We start from the raw sequence: 16918 nt of genomic DNA, 5'->3' as shown, positions 1-16918 counted from the left end.
AGAGGGGGGAGTACATGGAAAAGCAGAAGCTTTCAGTAAAAAACAGCATCACAGATTATATTGAATGGCTCGCCCAATACGGTGCGTCTGCGGATGGCGGCGTAACGAGGCTTTTATACACAAAAGAGTGGATGGACGCACAGCTTGCTGTGAAAACGGAAATGTCTTCTTTCGGGCTTGAAACAAGATTCGACGATGTCGGCAATGTGTTTGGAAGGCTTTCGGGCACCCAGTCTCCGGATGAAGTCATTGTAACCGGTTCACATATCGATACTGTCATCAATGGAGGAAAATACGACGGCGCCTATGGCGTTCTGGCGGCAATGCTCGCGTTAAAGCAGCTCAAGGAAACATACGGAGCGCCAAAAAAAACGCTCGAGGCGGTCTCCTTATGTGAGGAGGAAGGCAGCCGTTTTCCAATGACCTATTGGGGGTCGGGGAATATGACGGGTGTTTTTTCAGAACAAGATGCAAAAGAGCCAAGAGACGAGTCGGGAGTCTCCCTCCAAACAGCGATGCATGAGAGCGGTTTTGGCAAAGGTGTGTTTCAGTCAGCATATAGGACAGATATCAGCGCGTTTGTTGAGCTGCATATTGAACAGGGGAAGACGTTGGAAATGTCAGGCCGGGATCTCGGCATCGTGACAAGTATTGCGGGGCAGAGACGATATCTCGTCACGCTCGAAGGAGAATGCAATCACGCAGGAACCACCTCCATGAAATGGCGCAAGGACCCGCTCGCAGCCAGCAGCCGTATCATTCATGAGCTGCTGCTGCGGTCGGATGAGCTGCCGGATGAGCTCCGTCTGACATGCGGAAAAATAACGGCAGAGCCCAATGTAGCCAATGTCATACCGGGCCGCGTCCAGTTTTCAATCGATATTCGCCATCAGCATCAGCATGTGCTGGAACAGTTTCATCAAGACATGGTTGCTTTGATCAACGGCATTTGCCTACAAAAAGGAATTCGCGCTGTGATTGATGAATATATGCGGATAGAGCCTGTGCCGATGGACGAAAGGCTGAAGGCTGCGGCTTTTGAAACAGCATTAGAAAACGGCTTCAGCTGTGAGGAAATGGTGAGCGGAGCAGGGCATGACGCGCAAATGATCGGAAGGCGCTATCCTGCTTGTATGCTGTTTGTGCCGAGCCGAGGCGGCGTCAGCCACTCACCGAAGGAATATACGTCAGCCAGACAGCTTGAGATCGGCGTCCGCGCACTGACTGATTTATTATACAAACTGGCTTACTGATAAAGGAGGAATGGCTGTGTCAGGCAGAAGAGAATTATGCACCCCGTTAAGAACGATTATGACACCGGGGCCTGTTGAGGTTGATCCGCGTGTATTAAGAGTAATGAGCACCCCGGTTGTCGGCCAATTTGATCCGGCGTTTACAGGTATTATGAATGAAACGATGGAGATGCTTCGGGAGCTGTTCCAAACAAAAAACCGCTGGGCATACCCGATTGACGGCACTTCACGGGCGGGAATTGAAGCAGTGCTGGCTAGTGTGATAGAGCCGGAAGATGATGTGCTCATTCCCATTTACGGCCGTTTCGGTTATTTGCTGACTGAAATCGCCGAGCGATATGGGGCAAATGTTCATATGCTGGAGTGCGAATGGGGAACGGTTTTTGACCCGGAGGACATCATACGGGAGATAAAAAAAGTGAAGCCGAAAATTGTGGCCATGGTGCATGGAGAAACATCGACAGGACGGATTCACCCGCTGAAAGCCATCGGCGAAGCCTGCCGCACCGAGGATGCATTGTTTATCGTCGATGCAGTCGCAACGATTGGGGGCTGCGAGGTTAAAGTCGATGAATGGAAGATTGACGCTGCCATCGGCGGAACGCAAAAATGTTTGTCTGTGCCTTCAGGAATGGCGCCGATTACATATAATGAGCGGGTGGCGGACGTGATTGCAGCTCGCAAAAAGGTGGAACGCGGGATTGCGACACAAGCTGACAGGGCAGCACTTTCGGGAAATCGGCCAATTACAAGCAACTACTTTGATTTGAGCCAGCTTGAGGATTATTGGAGCGAAAGACGGCTCAATCATCATACAGAAGCGACGACGATGCTGTACGCCTTACGTGAGGGAGTCAGACTGGTGCTTGAAGAAGGTCTTGAGACGCGTTTCGAGCGGCATCGGCACCATGAAGCCGCATTAGCAGCAGGGATAAAGGCAATGGGGCTAAGATTGTTTGGAGATGACAGCTGCAAAATGCCTGTTGTCACCTGTGTCGAAATTCCCGGCGGCATTGACGGCGAGTCTGTCCGTGACATGCTGCTGGCACAATTCGGCATTGAAATCGCCAGCTCATTCGGCCCGCTTGCAGGGAAGATCTGGAGGATCGGCACGATGGGGTACAGCTGCAGAAAAGAAAACGTGCTATTCGTGCTTGCCGGGTTAGAGGCTGTGCTTCTCAGACATAACGCAGGAATCGAAGCAGGAAAAGCGCTCCAAGCAGCGCTGGATGTGTATGAAAACGCTGGCCGCCAGGCAGCGGTGTAAAGAAAAGCTTGCGGAACTCCGCAAGCTTTTTAACGATATGATTTCGTGTTTTCTCCAATCTGATTTTCTTCGTTTGACTCTTTTTACAAATCCTCTTTCTATGTGTTTCATTTTCTGACAAATCATGAGTCATTTTTTCTTCCATCGTCTATTCTTTATACAAGTTACCTATAAAATCACGCTGAACTAGTTGTTTCTCACGGCAATTTTCGAGAGGAGGATGCGGCATTGGGGAATTTTCACACGATGTTAGATGCGCTCCTGGAAGACCAGGAGGAGGCTGTACTGGCGACAATTGTTCAAGTTGAAGGCTCCGCGTATCGAAAAGCAGGCGCCTCTATGCTCTTTAAGAAAAAAGGCAGACGGATTGGCTTGCTGAGCGGCGGGTGTGTGGAAGAAGATGTATTCCAAAGAATCAGTGCGCTGGGCGATCAGCTCACATCAACGCTGATTCCCTACGACATGCGGTCGGAGGACGATCTTTCTTGGGGCATGGGAGCCGGGTGCAATGGCATTATTCATGTTCATGCAGAGCGAATCACTCAGGAAAAAAGGCGGCACTATGAGAAAGTGAGGGACTGCCTTCATTCAGGCAAAGCTGTCACTTCCGTTATAAAGATTGAATCCTCCCATTATTTATTTCTGACGGAGAACGGACATTTTGGGAACTGGCCGGACGCGCCTCTGCAAGATATTCAACGTACTGTTTCAACGCTTCATTTACCGCATTTCGATCAAACCACTAACATGTTTATTCAGCGAATTGAACCGAAGCCGCGTCTCATTCTGTTTGGGGCGGGACCGGATAATGTACCGCTGGCCAATTTGGCGGCTGACACAGGGTTTTCTGTTATCGTGACGGATTGGCGGCCCGCTTATTGTACATCCTCTCTTTTTCCAAAAGCGGATCAGCTGATCACCGCTTTTCCGGAACAAATGCTTAGCGAATTTCAATTTTTTCCGCATGATGCAGCTGTTGTGGCAACCCATCATTATCAGCACGATCAAACGATCATCAACTTCTTATTTTCTCAAAACCTCCATTATATTGGACTGTTGGGTTCGGCAAACCGCACGAAACGGCTGCTGAGCGGAAAACATCCTCCGTCTCACTTTTACAGTCCGGTCGGGCTGAAAATCGGTGCGGAAGGTCCCGAGGAAATTGCGGTAAGTGTAGTTGCAGAAATCATTCAAACAAGAAAACGGGTGGCGGTTGTATGAGAAGCCCCTATCTGATCGGCGTGTTTCTCGCTGCCGGCAAAAGCAGAAGAATGGGACAAAACAAGCTGGCTTTGCCGCTAAAAGGAGAAAACATAGGCTCACTTTCCTTGAAAACTGCTCTGTCGTCCCGCCTTGATCACGTGCTGGTCGTCGAGCGGACAGAACATGCCTCCCTTGAGTGGATAGGAGCGCCGTATCACGCTCCGCCTTTTCAAAAACGCTGGAGCCTGCACGTTTGCCAAGACGCAGAAAAGGGTCAGGGGCATTCAGTCAGCAGCGGGGTGAGAAAAGCAGAAAGCATGGGGGCGGACGGCATTGTCATTTTGTTAGCCGACCAGCCTCAGCTTTCCGTCGATCATCTCAATGCCCTTGTGGCTCTGGCTCCTGAGTCATTTGCCGTGTCATCGTTTTTAGGGGCGTTCACCCCGCCAATCTACTTCTCGTCGACATGTTTTCCTTATGTAAAGGGATTAAAGGGAGATGAAGGGGCTCGCAGGCTCCTGAAAAGCGGACAGCTTGGAGCAGGAGCGGTTTTGGAGGCAAAGGATAGCGGTGAGTTGGACGATATTGATACACCCGAGGAATATGACATGGTAAGGAGGGCGATGTCTTGAACGGCCAAGTGACAAAAGCAAGGATGAATATTCAATTATGGAGACCGGCAGCGCTTGATGAGGCCTATTCGCTTTTAGAGAAGCTTGCTCCGGATGTGTGTGCCGCATCGGGAAGCACGCTCCTTCAGCTTCAGTGGGACAAAGGAACTCTACCGAAACAGCACCTTGTCAGCCTTGAAGGGATTGACGAAATGCGAGGGATCAGCACCAGTGACACCCACGTGTCGATCGGGGGGCTCACATCACTGAATGAATGCAGAAAGAACCCTTTGATTAAGAGAGCGCTTAGCTGTTTCAGTGACGCTGCTTCCGCTGTCGCTGCACCGGGGATTCGCAGCCGTGCCACGATTGGCGGCAACATAGCGAGTAAAATCGGTGATTTCATTCCGCTTCTGCTTGTGCTTGGTGCTGAGCTTATCGTATATCAAAAGGAGCTAATCAGGCTGCCGCTTGGCGCTTGGCTCAGTGAGGAAGACTTTAGAACGGCTATCGTCACGCGTGTCATCATCCCGCGGGCGGAGGGAGAGCGTGTATTTTATCACAAGCTTGGAAGGCGCCAGGCTTTTACCGGAGCGGCTGCTGTTGCAGCTGGACGTTTTTTGAAAGACGGCAGCATTCGCCTCGCCGCTGGCCATGCCGATATCACTCCTAGGAGATTATTGGACAGCGAAGCGAAATGGATGGCACCAGGGTGGGACCCGCATGAGCTGTACAAAACACTTATCCATGAGCTGCCGTTTTCCTCAGATGTTTTTATGTCAGCGGCATACAGAAAAAAAGCCGCTGCCAACGTCATCATGGCAGAGCTGATGGCTGAGGGAGGGGAATAAATGATCATCAACAAACCGTCAAGAGTCAGGCCGGATGGAAGGGGTAAGGTCACAGGGGAATTGAAATATATGACCGATCTCAGCTTTCCAGGAATGCTGTATGGCAAGGTGCTGAGAAGTGCTTATCCTCATGCAGAGATTGTGTCGGTTTGCACCATAAAAGCTGAGAAAATGGAAGGCGTGCAGGCCGTCGTCACACATAAAGACGTTCCCGGCTTAAACCGATTTGGCATTGTCATCCCTGATCAGCCGGTTTTATGTGAGGACAGGGTGCGGTATGTCGGGGATGCGATCGCCGCAGTTGCTGCGGAAACGGAAGAAATCGCGGAAGCGGCGCTGGAGCTGATTCAAGTTGAGTATAAAGAGCTGGAAGTCATGGATTCACCAGAAAAAGCGCTTCGGCCGAATGCGCAAAGACTGCATGAGGACGGGAATATCCTGCACCGCGCATTTTTTTCAAACGGTGATGTGGAAGAAGGGTTTCAAGCATCTGACACAGTCTTTGAAGAAACCTATGAGCTGCCGCGGCAGATGCATACGTATATGGAAACGGAGGGAGGTGTAGCCGTTCCGGAAGACGACGGGGGTTTTACGATGTATGCAGGAACCCAGCACGGCTATAAAGACCGTTTCCAGCTTGCCCGTATTTTTGATATTCCTGAAGAGAAGATCAGAATTGTGTCAAGTCCGATGGGCGGCTCGTTCGGAGGGAAGGATGAGCTGAATATTCAGCCGTATGCTGCGCTTTTGGCCCTGAAAAGCGGACGCCCTGTCAAAATTCATCAGACACGAAAGGAATCTGTACGTTCTGGCATTAAGCGCCATCCGATGAAGATTACGATAAAAACGGGTGCAGATCATTCGGGAAATCTATTGGCGCACGACGTGAAAATTGTGGCGGACACAGGCGCTTACGCTACGCTCGGACCGGCTGTTCTTGATTTTTCTGTCGAGCATGCCGCGGGGCCGTACCGTATTCCGAATATCCGGACTGAAGGAATATCAGTATTTACGAACAACGGGGTGGCGGGGGAATTTCGGGGCTTTGGCGGCAACCAAATCACATTTGCACTCGAAACCCATCTCGATCGTCTCAGCGGCATGCTTGGCATCGACCCGCTCGAGCTGAGAAGAAAAAATATCAGAAAACCGCATGACTTGGGGCCGCTTGAGCATCGAATTGCACCAACTGACGGAGCGGCACAGGTGTTGAATGCCATATCTAAATCTCCCATTCTTAAAAAAACAAGCCGGAACTGCGGGTATCTGCAAAGAGGCACGGGAGCGGCAATTACAATGCACGGCGGCGGGCTGGGGTTTGGCCGAATGGATGCGGCAGGAGGCCGTTTGTCTCTTTCGAGTGAAGGCAAAATCACTGCTTCGTTTGGATTTGAAGAATGCGGACAGGGGATTCTAGCAGCGATTGAACAGATTGTCATGGAGGAGCTGGGTTGTGCCGCAGAGGATATTTCCATTGTTATTGGGGATACCGCAAAAGTGCCGAAGTCAGGCTCCTCCACAGCATCCCGCGGCACAAGCATGGTGTGGCACGCGATCCAGCGTTTGAAGAAGCCGTTTCTATCTCAGTTGAAAAAACGGGCGGCAGAATGGAGCGGCTGTTCAGCGGAAAACCTTATTCCCGGCGCTGCAGGCTTGCGTGACAAAAACACAAAGGCGCTCGTAGTTACGTATAAGGAGCTGGCTGAAAAAGGCCCTTTGGCAGAGGAAACGGCCTTTGACTTTCCAACAACGCCTGACCCTGTGGTGGGCGGCCATTTCCTCTACTCATTTGGAGCGGCTGCCGTTGAGGTGGAGGTAGATCTGTTAACAGGCGAAGTCAAATTGATAGATTGTGAGCACGCTATTGCGGCAGGTCCGGTTGTCAGTCCGCAGGGATATCGAGGTCAAATTGAAGGCGGCGCTGCCATGGCACTCGGCTATACGCTGATGGAGGAAGCGAAAATGACGGACGGCCGTTATGCCGCAGAAAATCTAGATCACTATTTGATCCCTGGAGTCAAAGACGTTCCTGACATGAAGGTGATCGCAATAGAAGAACTAATGAAGGGTGATGCATATGGACCGCGCGGTGTTGGCGAAATTGGAACAATCGCCATCACTCCGGCGATTGTAAAGGCAGTACATGATGCGGTCGGATGCTGGATAAACAAGCTGCCAATTTCAAGAGAAGAGCTGCTTGAAGCGATCGACAGAAAGGGGCTGAAGCAATGGACGTAAAAGAGGCCGGGCCATTTCCTGTAAAAAAGGAACAGTTCCGGATGACCGTGAATGGGCAGGAGTGGGAGGTTGCTGCCGTTCCTACGACACATCTGAGTGACTTGCTTAGAAAGGAATTTCAGCTGACCGGGACAAAGGTGTCCTGTGGAATCGGCCGCTGCGGAGCCTGCTCTATTTTAATCGACGGAAAACTGGCCAATGCGTGTATGACCATGGCTTATCAAGTGGACGGCCACTCCATTACAACAATCGAGGGCGTACAAAAAGAGGAACTGGATATCTGCCAAACCGCTTTTCTGGAAGAAGGAGGCTTCCAATGCGGCTACTGTACCCCAGGAATGATAATTGCGCTTAAAGCACTGTTTCGGGAAACCCCTCAACCTTCTGACAAAGATATAGAAGAAGGGCTGGCGGGGAACTTGTGCCGGTGTACCGGGTATGGCGGGATTATGCGGTCAGCTTGCAGGATTAGAAGAGAGTTGAACGGGGGTAGTCTGGAGTCCGGCTTTTAAGAGCCGGACTTTTTTAGCCTCAGTCAGACAGCGCGATCAAGTCGCAGAAGCGTTGTGGGAAAACACACGATAAATCTCGTAGAACTTGACAGCTTCTGGATTAGAAAATGATTAGTGAATCCATAGCAAAGACGCCATAAAAACTTCTTATGGCGTCTGTCGGACAGGGAGGTGTTGGATACGGCGGAGGCAAGGAAAGTTAAACTTAATAATTAAAGATAGCTGCTCCAACAATGATCAACAAAATGAATAGCACCACGATCAAAGCGAAGGAGCTCCCGAAACCGTTTGAGTAACCAGAGTTTCCACTGTATCCACCAGAATTGTAGAATCCCATAATGTCACCTCCTTAGTGGAGATAGTATAAGATATGCCAACGATCATTTTCGACATAGATTTAAGTCTAAAAAAGAAAAAATGAATATTTTGTCTAAAGGTGTAAGAGAGAACGCGTTATCAAAACTATTAAAAACGCAGCAATTGTCTTCAGAGTATTTTTTCGAGAAAAAACGCGGTCTGTTTATAGGATTGGAGAAGGGAGCTCGGCTGCTAAGAGCTGACTTATTAGTTTGAAACCTCGATTTATAAATGAAAGGACTACAGGATATTTTTCTCGTAGGCAATTATCCTGAAAAATATAGGTGAATGTTTATTCTAGCTGTTGTTTCACTAAGTGTGGGGATCACTTCAAGTACTGTCCTAGGATCAAAAGTTTATTGAAGTGCAAATAGAAGCCCGCCGGTGAGGCGGGCTTCCTTCTTAACTCCCCCTATACACCTGATAACCAAACGGCGACAGCAAGAGCGGGATATGATAATGTGCATCTGGATCTGCTAGCTGAAAACGGACGGTGACTATGGTTAAAAACGGCTGGTCGACCGTATTCACGTTTTTATTCGCAAAATAGTCTCCTGCATGAAATTCCATCACATACTCTCCGGAAACCAGCTCTTCACCAGCCAGCAGAGGGACATTGGCTCTGCCGTCATTGTTAGTGTAAACCTCTTTCATAATACTTTCGCCCAGCCGCTTCAATTCAATTTTTACGTTCGCCGCTGGTTTGCCGCTGGTTAAATCTAAAATATGGGTTGTCAGTTTTCCCATCAGGCTTTCAGGCTCCGACATTTTTCAGCGGCTTTCTGTTTTTCTTTCTCGGCGTCTTCTCTTGTCACGGTAAAATGTTGGAAACCGTATGGCGGGCGCGGTTCGGTGTAGACTTTTCCTTTTGAGCCCGGGATTTCTTCGACAACCGTATCCCACGTGTGATTTTGAGATTGGAAGCTGACATCAGTGAGCTGCGGGAACCTCGCTAATATTCTGCAGCCGATATGATAGATTAAGTTTTGGATTGAAGGGGTTTCGAGCTCGTGAAAAACGGTGCTCGCCAAGTCGCGGACTTGTTCAGCCGCGACGTAGCGGGCTGGATCAAAAGCGTATGCGTCATTGGTATTTTCATATTGCCAGCTGATGTTTAAATAGACAAACAGCGGGCGGTTGCCGTCTTCGGGGAGAGTCGTATATTCGTCCCGGATGAAGCCGACGAAGGAGTTGCCGCTCACCTTGACGAGCTGAAGATCCATGATTTCGCTGTATTGCTCTGTAATCGTTATGGTATTCCCGCTTCGTTCTGCTTTCAGCACAGAGCGGCTTCGTTCATTACGCGATCTTCTGAAGACGAGGCGGCTTGTGCTGAGCTCTTTCTCCTCGTATGCAGGCATTGCTTCAAACGGAATGTCTTCGCCAGTCAGAGTGATCGTGTCCATATGAGAATAGGTATCTAAAAATCGGTGAGCTACATAGTGTAGGAACCCCTCGGTTGTCGTTCCTTCATAGGATGCGAGATGGCGCTGGATAAAGTTTTTCATTGAATCCGTTGCCACGACGAGAGTGTTGTCTCCGTCTGTAAATGATGGCAGGAAGGCTTCTCCGCCAATTTCGCATGTCACATCAACGCCGACAACGGTATTATCTCTTCCGGCAAAAGATGATTCCGGGATTTGCTTCACTCCAGTGAGCGGTTTTAAATACGTTCGGTATGCAAATACATTTCCTTTGCCATAAGACATGGTTCTTTTCATTTGCGTCTCTCCTTTTTCAGTGATGATGTCAGCCAGACGAAAGCGGGCGATTCGGTAAATTTCTATAAGGGCCTGCTGGAACTCCGTTTCTCGTTCGCTCTCAAGCCTTGCCAGCAGGGCTTGGTGAATGTCCTGTTTCGTCTTTCCCTTCACCGCTAAAATAAAAGGAAAGCCGAAGCGATCATAATAGTGTTCATTCAGCATGAGAAACTCCTCGTATTCCTGCTGTTCTAATTTGCCGAGCCCTGCGTTCTGCTGCTCTCGTACCGAGTCATCGCTCATTGTTTTCTTTGTTCCGAGCCGGGGATGCTTTTTGATTAAATCAAGCTGTGTCTCGCGATCCGCAGCTTTTACAATGCCAGTCATTTTGCGGTGAAGATCAGAAAGGGACGAAAACGGCCGTAGTGCTGCGGATCTCTCCGCAATCCATGAAGAGTGTTCAAAAATAGAGCCAAGTGTGTCTGTCAGTGTTTGTGTGTCCATTTGGTTCAGGTCATCCATTGTGAACATTGGCATCTTCCTTTACGTTTTTATGTCTGCGCTATTCGGCTGTTTGGTTTGAAAAAAAGCGTGCAGTGCAATGGCCGTCAAACTGCCGATCACAATTCCGCTTCCTGCCAAGACAGAGGCCGCGCCCGAAAGAGATGAAAACAACGCGGGAACTGTTGTAGCGCCAAGCCCCAAGCTGACGGAAGAGGCGATAATCAGCAGGTTGCCTTGCGAATCAAGGTCAACGCTGGATAGCATTTTGATCCCGTAAGAAATAACCATGCCGAACATGACGATCATTGCGCCGCCGAGAACTGGGGTGGGGATCACTGTTGTCAGGGCCGCTGCTTTTGGAACCAGCCCGATCGCGACCAGTATGATTCCTGTGATGGCGATGACGTTGACACTTTTCATCTTTGAGAGCTGAACGATGCCGACATTCTGCGAGAAAGCTGTATAGGGAAACGCGTTAAATAAGCCGCCCAGCAAAATCGCAAGGCCTTCTGCCCGGTAGCCCTTTTCCAGATCCTTCTCCGACAGCCTGCGGTTTGTGATATCAGCGAGGGCAAAATAAACGCCTGTCGATTCAACGAGGCTGACAATCGCAACGAGAAGCATCGTGACAACAGCCGGCAGCTCAAAGGTTGGCGGTCCGAAATAAAACAGAGACGGAACATGAAGCCAAGACGCTTCCAAGACCTCAGAAAAATCGACCTTTCCCATCAAATATGCAGCCGTTGTTCCTGCGATAAGACTGAGTAAAATCGCTATGGAGCGGATAAAGCCTTTAAAGAAATAAAATAGCAATAAGATAAAAGCTGTGACGCCAAACCCGAGGAGCACGTTGTCGAGTGAGCCGAATTCTTTGCTTCCTTCACCTCCGGCCAGGTTATTCATTGCCGTTGGAATCAGGCTGATGCCGATGATCATGACGACTGATCCGGTTACGACAGGCGGAAAAAAACGGACAAGCTTCCCGAAGAAGCCCGCGGCTAAGACGACAATCAGTCCTGCGGCGATAATGGCACCATATATCGCTGGGACACCGTAAGTGCTTCCGATGGAAATCATCGGGCCGACTGCGGTAAACGTGCATCCGAGCACAACGGGAAGGCCGATGCCGAAATATCGGTTTCTCCAGAGCTGCAAAAGAGTTGCCGCCCCGCACATAAACAAATCAATCGCGATTAAATACGTCAGCTGCCCCGCATTCAGCCCGATCGCTGCTCCGACGATCAACGGAACGAGAATGGCTCCCGCATACATGGCAAGCATGTGCTGAAGCCCCAGCATCATTAGCTGTAAGGCATTGTGCTGTTCCTTCATCTTTTTTACACCTCTTTTTCTAATGCGAGTGTATGTTCTAATACCGGAAGTTCTGTTTGCTGTGCTGTTAATTCTTTTTTGTCGCGCAAGCTGAAAAATAGATTCAAAAAGATGGCGGTTAGGCTTCCGGTGATGGTGCCGTCACTGACCAGAATCCGGATCGGAGCGGGGAATTCAGCAAAAATCCCGGGGGCCGTGCTGGCGCCGATGCCGAGTGCGATTGAGCATGCGATGGTCAGGAGGTGGTATTGATTTTTGAGATCCGCTGTGCTGAGCATTTTGACGCCGGAGGCAATCACCATGCCGAACATGACGACGGTCGCGCCGCCAAGTACAGCAGCAGGAACGGCAGATGCAAGGGCGGCAATCTTCGGAATCAGTCCGAGACAGACAAGGATACAGCCTGCGGTAACGACGATGTTTCTTGTTTTCACTTTGGTCAGCTGCAATAAGCCGGCGTTTTGCGCAAAGGTATTATAAGGAAAGGCATTGAACAGCCCGCCGATGAGAATGGCGATTCCTTCCGCTCGATAGCCTTTGACGAGATCTTTGTCAGTTAAAGGTCTGCCGCATATCTTTCCGATTGCGTAAAAAACGCCGGTTGATTCCACAATAATGACGATTCCGACGATCAGCATCGTTAAGATCGGACCGATTTCAAACGCAGGGGCTCCGAAGTAAAAAGGCTTCGGGATTTGGAAGAACGGTGCTTCTGTAACAGAAGAAAAGCTGACTTTGCCCATGATCGCTGCTGCCGCTGTTCCGGCGGCGATGCCGATCAGAACGGATAGTGTTCGGGCAAATCCTTTGAGAAAGCGGTTGAGGACTAAGATCAGAACAAGGACACCGACAGAGAGAAGAAGGTTTTCGAGCGAACCGTATTCGGGGTTGGCGCTGCCGTTTATTTTTTCGCCGCCAGCCATATTTTTCACACCTGTTGGAACAAGTGAAAGGCCGATCAAGGTCACAACGGTACCTGTTACGACAGGAGGAAATAACACAGTCAGCTTGCCGAAAAAACGCGCAAACAAAAAGATGAACACACCGGCCGCAATGATGGAACCATAAATCGCGTGAATGCCGTAATTGCTGCCGATTGCAATCATTGGGGTGACGGCCACAAATGAACTGCCAAGCATGACGGGAAGCCCGATGCCGATGTATGTTCCGCGCAAGGTTTGCAAAAGCGTAGCGACGCCGCATGTTAACAGGTCAATCGCCAATAGGTAGGACAGCTGTTCAGTTGTTACATTCAGCGCCCTGCCGACAAGCAGGGGCACCAAAATCGCACCTGCATACATGGCGAGCACATGCTGCAGGCTAAGTGTAAACACCTTAAACGATCTTTTTTTCACTATAGTCCCTCCCTGTATGTGAACTTTAGTAACATAATATCGTTCCGGTCGAGGGGTGTCATTGGATACAGTAGCTGAAAAAGACAGGTGTGATTGCTGAAAGTGACGAAAAACGATTCGTTTTGTAAGAAAATGTAACAAACTTTAGCTGATCAGCCGCTGCATACGTAATGCAAGCCGCAAACGCATCGTTGTTTCAGGATCTTTTAAGCTTTTCCCCAGAAGCTCTTCGCATTTTTCAAGGCGGTATATGACCGTATTGCGATGAACGTACAGACGCTTTGCCGTCTCTGAAATTTGGCAGTGTGTCTCTAAATAGACGGAAAGCGTATGAAGCAGGCTTTGATCCTCCTGCTGTTTTTCAGCGAGGCTCTGAAGCGTGGAGTTGTAAAATTTCTTCAAATCCTCAACTGGGAGCAAGCGCAGAAGCTCAGGCACATCTTTGGCGTGATACACCTGGATAAATGCGGTGCTTCTTGACAAATGCCCCGATTGCAGAGCATCAGAAGCTTCTGTGAAAGCGTCGGGAACATCAATGAGCTTTTGGCAGATATTGCTGATGCCAAAGGACACGGTTCGTTTAAATTGAGCGCTGACCTGTGTTTGAAACTGTTCTAAAAAGCTGATCACCGAGGCGTGCATTTCACTCCAGCTGTCTGTCGCCTCGATTAGAATAATGCCGACATTTCCTTTCATAAAGAAGTGAGGTGGAAACGGGAAGGCTGATAATTCACCTTCAAGAAATTCGAATACGCTGTCGGAAGCGAGCTGATTTTCTGTAAAGCTGATTGATTCGTCATTGCGATCGAGTTTGCCGGCGATGCACATGTATTTTTGATCCCAGCGCAGCTTGAATTCTTTCGCCCGGTTTTTGATTTCGTCATCTGAAGAAAAGGTCCGCTCAATAAAATTGTTGAAAAACTCATTGCGGGCCCGCCGGCTGAACTGCTTCAGCGCATTTTCCTTCAGCAGTTCAAAGGAAATGACGTTGGCCGCTTGTTCAATCGTGAGGATCAATCCTTTGTCGCCTGCCTGCACCATGTCGGGTATCAGCAGGTAGCCGCAGTTTTTTTCGTGATTATAAATAGGCAGGACAGAATATGTTTTCTGATCTGAGATTGTAGAGAAACAAGTGAAAAATGGCCCGGATACGGTATTCAGGGTGCCTTTCAGCTTTTCGGTCTCAACTGAAATCTGATGAGACGCAGACAGCATTTTGGCATGCTGGTCAAGCAGCAGCACGGGAAGCTGAAGGATGTCTGACACCTTTTTGAGGAGGGATTGCAGCCCCTTGCCGCTCATAATGTGGTTTGTGAATTTTTTGTGCGCGTAAATGGCTTGCTGCAGCTCGTTAGAACGCATATCGAGAATATGGCTGAGTGTGGCATTCACAATATCGCCGAGTCGGATGTGTTCCGGAAGCTCAATGATCGGAAACGCATATGAATCGGCCAGTTCGATGATTTCCTTCGGGATATCTTCCAGATAGCGCTTTGTTTTAATGCCGAGGCCCGCGCAGCCGCGTTTTGCCATTTGCCGAATCAGTTCAGATAATTGATGCGGGTGATCCTTCAGGTGATAGGCGGTGGTGACGAGCAATTCATTCTTATGCAAAAAGTCTACGATATCCGGAGCGTCCATCATATTGACATGCTGAACCTCTCTTTCCCCTCCTGCTTTTCCAGCGATTAAATTGGCGTTTTCAAAAGCCGGTATTTTCATCACATCAAGAATATTCATAGCGCATTCTCCTTTTCTATAAAAACATTGGTTAAGGTGAATAATTTTCAATAGGAATTCTAGCGGTTTTGCTGATGTAATACGATCATAGTAGCAGTAAACTGTTGAAAATAGAACTGGTTGTGTTACATAAACTGACATGGAAAATCGTCATCCTGACATGGGGGGATCAATATGGCTTACGATATGGTGATAAAAGGTGCGAAGGCAGTTACGCCAGATGGCGTTATAGAAGCTGATATTGTAGTTCAAAACGGTGTCATTGCCGAGATAGGTTCTGACATTGAAGCAAGCGGGACGGAAATCATCCAGGCAGACGGGAAATACGTGTTTCCTGGTGTGATAGATTGCCATGTTCATTTTAATGAACCGGGCAGGGAGGATTGGGAGGGGTTTGAAACAGGTTCTCAAATGATGGCCGCAGGCGGTTGCACTACCTATTTTGATATGCCGCTCAACTGTATTCCATCAACCGTGACGGCAGAGCATCTTCTCGCAAAAGCTGAGCTAGGCAGGCAAAAATCTGCCGTGGATTTTGCGCTATGGGGCGGCCTTGTGCCAGGCCATATCGAGGACATCCGTCCGATGGCTGAAGCGGGAGCGATCGGGTTTAAAGCGTTTTTATCAAAGTCAGGCACTGATGAGTTCCGCTCTGTTGATGAACGGACATTGCTCAAAGGCATGGCAGAAATCGCGGCTGCAGGAAAAATCCTCGCTCTCCACGCGGAAAGCGACGCGATCACAAGCTACTTGCAGATGGTTTTGGCCAATAAAGGAAAGGTGGATGCGGATGCGTACGCCGCCTCCCGCCCGGAGGAAGCAGAAGTTGAAGCGGTGTATCGCACGATTCAGTATGCGAAGGTGACAGGCTGTCCGGTTCATTTTGTCCATATCAGCACGGCGAAAGCGGTCCGGCTGATCAGAGAGGCGAAACAGGAAGGTCTTGATGTTTCGGTTGAAACATGTCCGCATTATGTCTTGTTCAGCCATGACGATTTACGGCAAAGGGGCTCTGTCGCAAAATGCGCGCCTCCGCTCCGGTCACGGCAATCAAAAGAGACGCTGATCGAGACGCTCATTGCCGGGGACATTGACATGGTTTCCTCAGACCATTCCCCTTGCCGTCCATCCTTGAAGCGGGAGGATAACATGTTTTTATCATGGGGCGGAATCAGCGGCGGGCAGTTCACTTTATTAGGAATGCTGGAACTGGCGCTTGAGCATCAGATTCCATTTGAAACCATCGCAGAATGGACAGCGGCGGCCCCTGCAAAACGATTCGGCCTTCAGAAAAAAGGGCGGCTTGAGGCGGGGTGTGATGCAGATTTCGTGCTCGTCAGCATGGAGCCGTACACTGTTACAAGAGAATCGATGTTTGCAAAGCATAAAAAAAGCATTTACGAAGGACATACATTTCCCTGCAGCATTTCGGCCACTTACAGCAAAGGCCGGTGCGTGTACAATGATGGGGAAAAAGTCACTGAAATTGACGGAGCTCTGGTCGTTCCTTCGTAAGCCCGGCGGATTTTACCGCCGGGTTTTTTGATTTCCTCCGTTCTAGTTTTTAAAATCTCATCAACGTGGTATCTTTTTTTAAAGGAGGCGGAGGCAATGGAGCATGTCAAATACATACTTAAGCAATCCTGGTCGCGCCATTCGAGCTCTAAATGGACGGAAGAATGCCCGTCATGCGGCCAATGCGGCGTGACGGCATTGGTGATTCAAGACCATTTCGGCGGCACGATTTTCAAAACAAGAGTCGATGAGAGCTGGCATTTTTATAACAGCATCAATGGTGTGGTGTACGATTTTACGAGTGAGCAGTTTCAGGCGCCTATTGAATATCAGCACATTCCTTCCTCAAGAGAAGAGGCGTTTTTAGATACGAATGAGGAACAATATCAGCATTTGCGTGAGGCATTTTCCCGCCATATGAACAGCATTTCCGAGGAAACCTGAAAACACGTGTGATAAACTGGAAGAGAGGTGAATGAG

General features: G+C 49.3%; 15 protein-coding genes. 9 read left to right on the top strand and 6 right to left on the bottom strand.

Annotated features, from left to right (window positions below; translation table 11 throughout):
* The first annotated feature begins 14 nt into the window (after nucleotides 1–14).
* From allC to pucE, 7 genes are all read left to right on the top strand, one after another.
* Nucleotides 15–1253, top strand: coding sequence for an allantoate deiminase (gene allC, locus NST22_RS17020; protein ID WP_003228640.1), 1239 nt, complete (start codon nucleotides 15–17; stop codon nucleotides 1251–1253).
* Nucleotides 1254–1269: 16 nt separating this feature from the next.
* A complete protein-coding gene (gene pucG / locus NST22_RS17015) occupies nucleotides 1270–2520 on the top strand; it encodes a (S)-ureidoglycine--glyoxylate transaminase (protein ID WP_003244520.1) in 1251 nt (416 codons plus the stop codon).
* 228 nt (nucleotides 2521–2748) lie between these two features.
* The gene (locus NST22_RS17010) at nucleotides 2749–3741 is read left to right on the top strand and encodes an XdhC family protein (protein ID WP_003243519.1); all 993 of its coding nucleotides are present in this window, start codon (nucleotides 2749–2751) and stop codon (nucleotides 3739–3741) included.
* On the top strand, nucleotides 3738–4355 hold the full coding sequence (gene pucB / locus NST22_RS17005) for a xanthine dehydrogenase accessory protein PucB (protein ID WP_003228645.1): 618 nt from the start codon (nucleotides 3738–3740) through the stop codon (nucleotides 4353–4355). The genes NST22_RS17010 and pucB overlap by 4 nt, the downstream gene beginning before the upstream one ends.
* On the top strand, nucleotides 4352–5185 hold the full coding sequence (pucC, locus tag NST22_RS17000; protein WP_003228646.1) for a xanthine dehydrogenase subunit C: 834 nt from the start codon (nucleotides 4352–4354) through the stop codon (nucleotides 5183–5185). Before pucB ends, pucC begins: the two co-directional genes overlap by 4 nt.
* Entirely contained in the window at nucleotides 5186–7423 is a 2238-nt protein-coding gene (gene pucD, locus NST22_RS16995) for a xanthine dehydrogenase subunit D (RefSeq protein WP_019712946.1), read from the top strand.
* Complete coding sequence (gene pucE, locus NST22_RS16990) at nucleotides 7414–7935, top strand: xanthine dehydrogenase subunit E (protein ID WP_003228648.1); 522 nt, start codon at nucleotides 7414–7416, stop codon at nucleotides 7933–7935. Before pucD ends, pucE begins: the two co-directional genes overlap by 10 nt.
* 205 nt (nucleotides 7936–8140) lie before the next feature.
* Here the strand turns inward: pucE and yuzJ are convergent, their stop codons facing one another.
* From yuzJ to pucR, 6 genes are all read right to left on the bottom strand, one after another.
* Entirely contained in the window at nucleotides 8141–8272 is a 132-nt protein-coding gene (yuzJ, locus tag NST22_RS16985) for a YhzE/YjcZ family sporulation protein YuzJ (protein ID WP_009968115.1), read from the bottom strand.
* A 422-nt stretch (nucleotides 8273–8694) separates the two neighbouring features.
* The gene (uraH, locus tag NST22_RS16980; protein WP_003228653.1) at nucleotides 8695–9039 is read right to left on the bottom strand and encodes a hydroxyisourate hydrolase; all 345 of its coding nucleotides are present in this window, start codon (nucleotides 9037–9039) and stop codon (nucleotides 8695–8697) included.
* Complete coding sequence (gene pucL / locus NST22_RS16975) at nucleotides 9039–10523, bottom strand: factor-independent urate hydroxylase (protein ID WP_019712945.1); 1485 nt, start codon at nucleotides 10521–10523, stop codon at nucleotides 9039–9041. Before pucL ends, uraH begins: the two co-directional genes overlap by 1 nt.
* 12 nt (nucleotides 10524–10535) lie before the next feature.
* Nucleotides 10536–11828 carry a uric acid permease PucK gene (pucK, locus tag NST22_RS16970; RefSeq protein WP_046381309.1) on the bottom strand — a complete coding sequence of 431 codons (1293 nt, stop codon included), beginning with the start codon at nucleotides 11826–11828 and terminating at the stop codon, nucleotides 10536–10538.
* Between the two features lie 5 nt (nucleotides 11829–11833).
* The gene (gene pucJ, locus NST22_RS16965) at nucleotides 11834–13183 is read right to left on the bottom strand and encodes a uric acid permease PucJ (RefSeq protein ID WP_003243942.1); all 1350 of its coding nucleotides are present in this window, start codon (nucleotides 13181–13183) and stop codon (nucleotides 11834–11836) included.
* A gap of 144 nt (nucleotides 13184–13327) precedes the next feature.
* A complete protein-coding gene (gene pucR / locus NST22_RS16960) occupies nucleotides 13328–14923 on the bottom strand; it encodes a purine catabolism transcriptional regulator PucR (RefSeq protein ID WP_003244351.1) in 1596 nt (531 codons plus the stop codon).
* 174 nt (nucleotides 14924–15097) lie between these two features.
* Between pucR and NST22_RS16955 the strand changes: the two genes are divergently transcribed.
* Both NST22_RS16955 and NST22_RS16950 read left to right on the top strand, forming a co-directional pair.
* A complete protein-coding gene (locus tag NST22_RS16955; RefSeq protein WP_003243112.1) occupies nucleotides 15098–16438 on the top strand; it encodes an allantoinase in 1341 nt (446 codons plus the stop codon).
* A gap of 96 nt (nucleotides 16439–16534) precedes the next feature.
* Nucleotides 16535–16882 (top strand): hypothetical protein, encoded by a 348-nt coding sequence (locus tag NST22_RS16950; protein WP_003242865.1) that lies wholly within the window; start codon nucleotides 16535–16537, stop codon nucleotides 16880–16882.
* The last annotated feature ends 36 nt before the right edge of the window (nucleotides 16883–16918 follow it).

Origin of the sequence: Bacillus sp. PS237 (assembly GCF_037963345.1) — a bacterium.
GTDB lineage: Bacteria > Bacillota > Bacilli > Bacillales > Bacillaceae > Bacillus > Bacillus subtilis.
This window is presented reverse-complemented; position numbering and strand designations above follow the sequence as displayed.